The sequence below is a fragment of the Sulfuricurvum sp. RIFOXYD12_FULL_44_77 genome (assembly GCF_001830725.1).
Taxonomy (GTDB): Bacteria; Campylobacterota; Campylobacteria; order Campylobacterales; family Sulfurimonadaceae; genus Sulfuricurvum; species Sulfuricurvum kujiense_A.
The window spans coordinates 1-7,743 of the sequence record NZ_MIBU01000104.1 but is presented as its reverse complement, the minus strand read 5'-3'; the positions used below and the strand labels follow the sequence as shown (position 1 = coordinate 7,743).

Annotated in this window: 8 protein-coding genes; 4 read left to right on the top strand and 4 right to left on the bottom strand. The window is 45.1% G+C overall.

Features of this window, described 5'->3' with window-relative positions; translation table 11 throughout:
- The first annotated feature begins 35 nt into the window (after window positions 1-35).
- Together A2517_RS04570 and A2517_RS04565 are read left to right on the top strand one after the other, a co-directional pair.
- Window positions 36-1,136: a methyl-accepting chemotaxis protein gene (locus tag A2517_RS04570; RefSeq protein WP_294894593.1), complete on the top strand. Its 1,101-nt coding sequence runs from the start codon at window positions 36-38 to the stop codon at window positions 1,134-1,136.
- A 122-nt stretch (window positions 1,137-1,258) separates the two neighbouring features.
- Complete coding sequence (locus A2517_RS04565) at window positions 1,259-1,666, top strand: c-type cytochrome (protein WP_294894591.1); 408 nt, start codon at window positions 1,259-1,261, stop codon at window positions 1,664-1,666.
- On the opposite strand, the gene A2517_RS04560 is transcribed toward A2517_RS04565, so the two are convergent.
- Together A2517_RS04560 and A2517_RS04555 are read right to left on the bottom strand one after the other, a co-directional pair.
- A complete protein-coding gene (locus A2517_RS04560; protein ID WP_294894589.1) occupies window positions 1,667-2,365 on the bottom strand; it encodes an exonuclease domain-containing protein in 699 nt (232 codons plus the stop codon).
- Between the two features lie 3 nt (window positions 2,366-2,368).
- Window positions 2,369-2,803 (bottom strand): hypothetical protein, encoded by a 435-nt coding sequence (locus A2517_RS04555; protein ID WP_294894587.1) that lies wholly within the window; start codon window positions 2,801-2,803, stop codon window positions 2,369-2,371.
- A gap of 86 nt (window positions 2,804-2,889) precedes the next feature.
- Between A2517_RS04555 and murA the strand changes: the two genes are divergently transcribed.
- Window positions 2,890-4,152, top strand: coding sequence for a UDP-N-acetylglucosamine 1-carboxyvinyltransferase (gene murA / locus A2517_RS04550; protein WP_294894585.1), 1,263 nt, complete (start codon window positions 2,890-2,892; stop codon window positions 4,150-4,152).
- A gap of 15 nt (window positions 4,153-4,167) precedes the next feature.
- Here the strand turns inward: murA and purL are convergent, their stop codons facing one another.
- Window positions 4,168-6,381 (bottom strand): phosphoribosylformylglycinamidine synthase subunit PurL, encoded by a 2,214-nt coding sequence (gene purL, locus A2517_RS04545; RefSeq protein ID WP_294894583.1) that lies wholly within the window; start codon window positions 6,379-6,381, stop codon window positions 4,168-4,170.
- 72 nt (window positions 6,382-6,453) lie between these two features.
- Complete coding sequence (gene greA, locus A2517_RS04540; protein ID WP_294894581.1) at window positions 6,454-7,002, bottom strand: transcription elongation factor GreA; 549 nt, start codon at window positions 7,000-7,002, stop codon at window positions 6,454-6,456.
- A gap of 156 nt (window positions 7,003-7,158) precedes the next feature.
- Between greA and A2517_RS04535 the strand changes: the two genes are divergently transcribed.
- Window positions 7,159-7,743 (top strand): hypothetical protein (locus tag A2517_RS04535; RefSeq protein WP_294894579.1); only part of this gene is annotated, 585 nt, incomplete at its 3' end.

Below are 7,743 nucleotides of genomic sequence, written 5' to 3'. Positions count from 1 at the left end.
TGCGATAACCAAAGGGCGATGCAACAATGAACAACATGACAAAAATAGTTATTTTATCCGTATTAGGTATTTTAGGTTTGGTACTCGCGATTACCGTAAGTTCCGTCTGGATCACATCGGGAATGATCATACTCCTTATGGGAACCGCGATAGCCCTCAGCACCGCTTCGACTTCCGGGTCTGAGACGTTCACTCAGCACTTAATCGATTTCCAAGAGCTGATTCAGTTTAAACGCAATCAGTTAAAAGATATCCCTGCAGAAGCGAACAGTATCGAAGAAAAACTGAACCGTCTTGCATCAACCCATGAAGCTATCTTGGAACAGGATATCAAAGTAGCCGGAGAGATGGTTCTCCTCGCCGATAAAGTAAGTCGTGGACACTTTATGTGCCGTGTCACCAGCGATTCCAAATCCCCTCACATCCATCTGCTTCGTAAAACAATGAATGGGATGCTCGATTCAACAGAAAAAAATCTAGATCAGGCGATCAAAGTTCTAGAATCTCTGAGCGAAGGGAAATTTTCTACCCGTGCGAATGTCAATGTCGAAGGAAAAATGGCTCAAATGCTCGAAAAAATCAATGCATTGGGTATGGCATTGCAATCAATGGAGCAGCAAAACAACGACGCCAAAGAGGTACTGAACAACAATACCCAACAGCTTAAAAATACGATCGAAAGCCTCCGCTCAAAAGAGTTTATCGAACTTAACGGAATGATCAACACCACCGTAGAGCGGATTCAGCAAGTAGCACACAAGGAGCATGAACTCTCCGACAACCTCCAAACCCTTGCCGGCAACGCCCAAGAGACCAAACAGATTTTGACCACTATCGGAGACATCGCAGATCAGACCAATCTTCTCGCCCTCAATGCGGCGATCGAAGCGGCACGCGCAGGTGAACACGGACGCGGATTCGCCGTCGTTGCCGATGAAGTACGCAAACTCGCCGAACGTACCCAAAAAAGTCTTGCTGAAACGACCGCTACGATCAACATTCTGATCCAAGCGATCAATGACAACAGCGACTCATTGAATAAAAATATGGATGAGATGATGGATCTGACTACGTATGTGGGAAGTGTGGATGATAAAATGGAAGAGCTGCTTCACTCAATGGATCGATTACAATAAATCGATCAGCGATGGAGATAAGATGAAATTCATTAGCTATTCTTGATTTAGGTCAAGAATAAGAGTTCCCCTAATTCGTTACACTTCGGCACATTAATCGCAACACAAAACGGAACAACTACATGAACAAACTCATCACACTGCTTTTTACGACATTTGGGCTATACGGAGCCGAGGGGTACAGCGTCTACCAAAAACACTGCATGCAATGCCATGTCGAAATAATGGAGAAAAAAGAGGTGATGAGAGTCCTTCACACCCTCAAAGCTCCCCCGATGGTCGAAGTCTCCAATCGCCTCAAAGAAAATGTCGTTATCAGCGACGAGGATGACGATGTCAAACGGCGTGTTATTATCGCATTTATAAAAGACTACATCGAAAACCCGAGCGTCCAGTACAGTATGTGCCATCCGATGGCCATCGAGAAATTCGGGATTATGCCCTCGTTAAAAGGAAAACTTTCCGAAGAGGAGCGTCAAGCCGTTGCGGAATGGGTGCATGACCGCTATAGCGGTGTTGCGTTTAAGTAATTACACACGAAGCAAATAGTGCTCGATGCTGTAGCGCAGATCCTCGTCCATATCCATCACACTCTCCACCATCCATTTTAGATATCCGGGGTCTTTGAGGGCAATCTCCTCGATCCGTTTTTTAGCATACTTTCCGAACGGTAACCGTGTCAGCAAGACATGGCTTTTTGATATCTCTATCAACCGCTCAATATCCGCCAAATCCAGAAGATACTCCAAGACCATTTTTGTATGAAGTGCGTCACTCAGAGCATGGTGGGGGATGAGTGCAACTCCATGCTCTTGAAACACCCTCTTCTCTTCACGATACAGTCTCAACTCGTACCGTAAAAATTGAAGACTATACCCCTCCAAATCATCCATCAGCGATTTGGAGCATTTAAGGGTATCAATAACACTCCCCTGCCATGCAATTCCCTCTTTTTGGAGCATATCAAGTTCAAAAGGGGCATTATGCGACACCAAAATAGTTTCAGGAGTATTGAGGATTTTAAGTTTTTCGGCACCGATAGATTGGGAAAAAGAGGGAGCATCACTCACCATCTCATTCGTGATTTGATGGATCGCCGAAGCGGCGGGAGGGATTTTTTTACCGGGATTGATCAACTCGAAATGGGTGGATTCCCCCTCAATAATCCCCAGAGCGCAGATTCTGTCTTTTGTCTCTAACCCTGTCGTTTCCGTATCGAGAAAAATCACATTCTACTCGCTCGGGTAAGATTTAAGTGTTGCCATTAGATTATGATAGTGTTCTAACGTACGGAAGCTTTTCTCAAAACGCCATCCCAATACAAACGCGATAATATCTCTCTTCAAGGGTGCACTCAGTTTTTCGGCACGTCCGTAATAGGCCAGTGAGATATTTTTATTTTTGACTTTAGCCTCTTTATCGTAGATAATCGCAATAATTTGCGCGTATTTACCCTCTTTAATGGCCCCTAAATCATCATCGCCTAGCGATAATCCCGAGAGGTTAATCGCTTTAAACTCAAACAACGCATCAAACTCTCCGACTTTGGTATTAATCCCTAATTTTAGGTACAGCTCTTCGAGTGATTTGAGGTTACTTTTGCGTTCTAACTCGTAGCTGGATATCTGTGCCGTCAGGTTTTTCAGACGATCGAGTGGTGAACTCACATTTTCTCCTTCAAATCTCGCACTATTTTGATAATTTTAACCTATGTTGACTTATAATATCAAACTTTTATACTTGTGGGAATTTAATGGACTATTTACGAATTCAAGGGCCGACTAAACTTAGCGGTACCGTTACCATCTCCGGCGCAAAAAATGCCGCATTGCCACTTATTACCTTGGCACTTTTAGCCCATAATCCGCTAAAAGTCACCAACATGCCTGAAGTGGCCGATATTAAAACCCTGCTAAAACTTCTCCAAAACCTCGGTGCCAGCTGTTCATTAGAGAACCATGTCCTCAATGTAGACACCTCTACCGTTAACCACACGATGGCAAACTACGATATCGTTAAAACGATGCGCGCCTCTATCCTCGTCCTTGGACCGCTCCTTGCCCGTTTCGGACATTGTGAAGTCTCTCTTCCGGGTGGATGCGCCATCGGTCAGCGTCCAATCGACCTTCACCTAAAAGCGTTGGAGCAAATGGGTGCTGAAATTACTATCCATGCCGGATACGTCCACGCCGTAGCCCCTGAAGGTCTCAAAGGTGCCCATATCATCTTCGATAAAATCACCGTTACCGGAACGGCTAACATCGTTATGGCGGCGGCATTGGCTCACGGTAAAACCGTCCTTGTCAACTGTGCAAAAGAACCCGAAGTAGTTCAACTGTGCGAAATCCTACGCGACAGCGGTATCGACATCACCGGAATCGGAACACCTGAACTTACCATCATCGGTACGGGGGGTAAAACCATCGAAATGGTTGATTTTGAAGTTATCCCTGACCGAATCGAAGCAGGAACCTATCTCTGTGCAGGTGCTATCACCAATTCTACAATTACGCTAGAGCGTGTACGTCCCGATCACCTCGATGCCGTTACGGCAAAGTTAGAGCAAATGGGATGTCGCGTCGAATGCGGTGAAAATACGATGACGATTCATCCCGCTACCGAACTCAAACACGTCGATATTATCACCCAAGAGTATCCGGCATTCCCGACCGATATGCAAGCACAATTTTTAGCTCTTGCTACGATTGCAAAGGGAGCCAGCACCATCGAAGAGCGATTATTCGAAAACCGCTTTATGCATGTCAGTGAATTGCAACGTCTCGGAGCCGAGATCAAACTCAGCGGTCACACCGCCACCGTTATCGGGCCGTGTGAACTTGTAGGTGCCGATGTCATGGCAACCGACTTGCGCGCTTCGAGCGCACTCGTACTTGCCGCTATGGCAGCAGAGGGGACAACAAATGTCCACCGTATCTATCACCTTGATCGCGGATATGAAGATTTAGAAGGAAAATTACGCCTATTGGGCGCAAAAATTGAGAGATTGAAAGAGTAAAAACCCAAAGGGATCTTAAAGATCCCCCTCGATCACTTTTTGGAACGTACCGTAATAAACATTTTGCATCTCGGCAAGATCCATTTTCACATCATTCACCGCAAATACTTTTCCACCTACGCTACCAATTTTCGCACACGCTAACGCCCCTACCATCGCTTCAAACGCAACGCAGTTTTCAGGTGCGACTTCGATAATGGCGCGAGACATACTTTCAGCAAAAATATCACGAGAATCGGTTACAGAAATTGTCGCTTGTACCCCTTTATCGCTTACACATGCCATTTTGGCGAGTGCTATCGCGACACCACCCGAGCTGCAATCTTTTGCCGCTGATAGAAGCCCTTTTTTATTCGCTTCGATCACAAGGTTCCATAACGCACGCTCTTTATCGTAGTCGATAGCTGGGATGGTTCCCGCTACGACGTTGTAAAGCTCTTTCATGTAAAGTGATCCGCCGAATTCCGAGCGGCTTTCACCGACAAGATACAATGCATTTCCCTCTTTTTGGAACGCAGACATCAATACTTTGTTTTGATCTTCATTCACTCCGACCATCGCGATCGATGGGGTTGGGAATACCGACTTGCCGTTGGTTTCATTATAAAGCGATACGTTCCCGCCGATAACAGGGGTATTAAGTTCTGAACACGCCTCTTTAATTCCCAAACACCCTTGGCCGAACTGCCACATTACTTCAGGGTTCTCAGGGTTGCCGTAGTTAAGACAGTCGGTGATTGCTTTTGGAGTCGCACCGCTCATCGCGACGTTACGACCACTCTCGATAACCGCTGCCGCCGCTCCCGCTTTCGGGTCGATGTAGCAGTAACGGACGTTACAGTCGGCACTCATTGCCAACGCTACGCCGTTCTCTTTGATACGGATTACGGAAGCATCGAGTTCGCCCCCTTTTTTGACCGTATTGGTTTGTACCATTGAATCGTATTGCTGATAAATCCAATGTTTATCGACCACTTCCATTGAGCTAATCAATTTTTCAAATGCCGCTTGGTTTTCTACCGCATCAAAATCATTCAAAGAAACTTTTGCGATATCATCGAGGTACGCAGGTCGTGACATAGGGCGATCCAAGATCGGAGCCTCTTCGCTCACAGGATCGACAGGAACTTCCGCACATTTTTCACCGTGCCAGAAAAGCTCCATATTCCCCGTCGCCGTTACTTCACCGATAACCGCACAATCGAGATCCCATTTTTCGAAGATATCGATGATTGCCTGTTCTGTCCCTTTACGCGCACAAATGAGCATACGCTCTTGCGATTCGGAGAGCATAAACTCATAAGGCATCATCCCCTCTTCACGAGCAGGAACCTTATCGAGGTGCATAATCATCCCGCTGCCTGAGCGTCCCGCCATCTCGAATGAGCTCGACGTTAGCCCCGCCGCACCCATATCCTGAATCCCGACGACATAATCGGTTTTGAAAAGTTCCAAACACGCTTCGAGAAGGAGTTTTTCGGTAAACGGGTCACCCACTTGTACCGTAGGACGAAGCCCTTTAGACGCTTCGGTAAAGCTGTCCGAACTCATCACCGCGCCGCCGAGACCGTCGCGCCCTGTTTTAGATCCGACATAGATAACCGGATTACCGATCCCCTCCGCTTTTCCGTAGAAAATCTCATCGCTTTTAGCGAGTCCGAGAGTAAAGGCGTTTACGAGGATATTACCGTTATAGCACTCATCAAAACTCGTCTCACCGCCGATCGTCGGAACCCCCATACAGTTACCGTATCCGCCGATACCCGATACGACGCCACGCACCAAATAGCGCTGATGAGCACTGATATCGTCTTTGTTCAATACATTCCCGAAACGGAGGGCATTGAGGTTGGCGATAGGACGGGCACCCATCGTAAAGACGTCACGCATAATTCCGCCGACTCCCGTTGCTGCCCCTTGGTAAGGTTCGATAAAACTCGGGTGGTTATGGCTCTCCATTTTGAAAACCGCCGCATATCCGCCGCCGATATCGATAACACCCGCATTTTCACCCGGTCCTTGGATAACCCATGGCGCTTTAGTCGGGAACCCGCTCAAATGTTTTTTAGACGATTTGTAACTACAGTGCTCACTCCACATTGCCGAAAAGATTCCGATCTCAACGAGATTTGGTTCACGTCCGAGGATTTTTTTGATGTGATCATAATCTCCGAGTGAAAGCTTATGCTGTTTTAGAACTTTTTCGATATCTGGAAGGGGAGTGCTCACGGCAAATTCCTTAAAATAGTAATAGTAACGCGATTATATCAAAGGGGAATATTCATCCATCTTAAAGCAGTGTTATTTAAACCCGAAATCTTTTTCACTGCGGATATTTTTTTTCAGTGAAAAGATATCAATATAGGTAATTGCACTCACCTCGTAGCTCTTTTTTCCGCTGGGAAGTTGGACGCTAAATTCGTCCCCCTCCTCTTTTCCCAGCATTGCGCGCGCCAGAGGTGAATGGACAGAAATCAATCCGTTTTCAGGCTCACTCTCCAACGTCCCGCAAATACTATAGGAAAATTCCTCTTCCGTGTTCACATCCATAATCGTGATCGTTGCACCGAAATGGGCGCGGGAGTGATCGAGCAATGAGGGATCGATCATTTGGGCTTTTTGGATCATCGAATTGAGATAAAAAAGTCGTTTATCGATATGGCGAAGTTTCTCTTTCGCCGCATGATACTCCGCATTTTCACTTCGATCTCCCAGTTCCGCCGCACGCTGTTTTTCGACATTGACACGGGGTTTTTCGACATCTTTGAGATATTTGAACTCTCGCAGGAGTTCATCATACCCTTGTGGTGTCATCGGTTCATTTTGACTCATTAATTCATTCTCTTCCATACATCTATTTTTAATGATCATTCATTGTTTTATTCTAGAAAATATATCGTATATCAACTTGCTTTGGAGCATAGATAATCGCTATTATCTCGTTTAACTCCAAGTCCCTCTCCAAAACGCAACGAATTTGCAACTCTAAAATGAAATAATTCTAAAATGGAAAATATTAATAAAGACCTTTATGCTCTTGTCGATGAAATCATCCAAGAGCTCAAACACAATAACTTACCGCCCATACCTGAAAATTTCAGATTTTATTTTGATAAGCTCTTAGAGACTAAAAATGATGCTTTACGTCATAAAATCACTTCCATTAGCCCCCGTTTTGATGAAAAACTCCATAATGAATTTGAGTATGAGCGGTCACTAAACCAAGGTACAAAAGCCGTTAAGTTGATTTTAAAACAAGGTTCAAGTGTCTATAAGAACACAACTCTTTTAAAGAAAATCATACAAAATAAAAAAGATTCTGTGATTGCGAATAAGAATCAAGAAACTTTATTGGAGGTTACCGCTTCGGTAGAGAGTGTATTGGATAGGTTTTTAGTATCGTTGGAAAAACAATCAACGATTATTAAAGAATTATACGGAACCGCAGCCAGTTCCATCAAAAATGCAAAACGGACAAGCTTATACAATGCAAGTTTAGGGGTTTTCAATAAAAAATATTTTATTACCCTTCTTGAGAAAGAACGTGAATCATGCATTAACTCTTCGTACGAAAGCGCTTTAATGGCTGTC

Bases quoted from the DNA above. Each gene is read 5' to 3' on its own strand.
- A2517_RS04570 (WP_294894593.1), top strand. From the start codon at position 36: ATGACAAAAATAGTTATTTTATCCGTATTAGGTATTTTAGGTTTGGTA.
- greA (WP_294894581.1), bottom strand. From the start codon at position 7,002: ATGGAAGAGAATGAATTAATGAGTCAAAATGAACCGATGACACCACAA.
- A2517_RS04565 (WP_294894591.1), top strand. From the start codon at position 1,259: ATGAACAAACTCATCACACTGCTTTTTACGACATTTGGGCTATACGGA.
- murA (WP_294894585.1), top strand. From the start codon at position 2,890: ATGGACTATTTACGAATTCAAGGGCCGACTAAACTTAGCGGTACCGTT.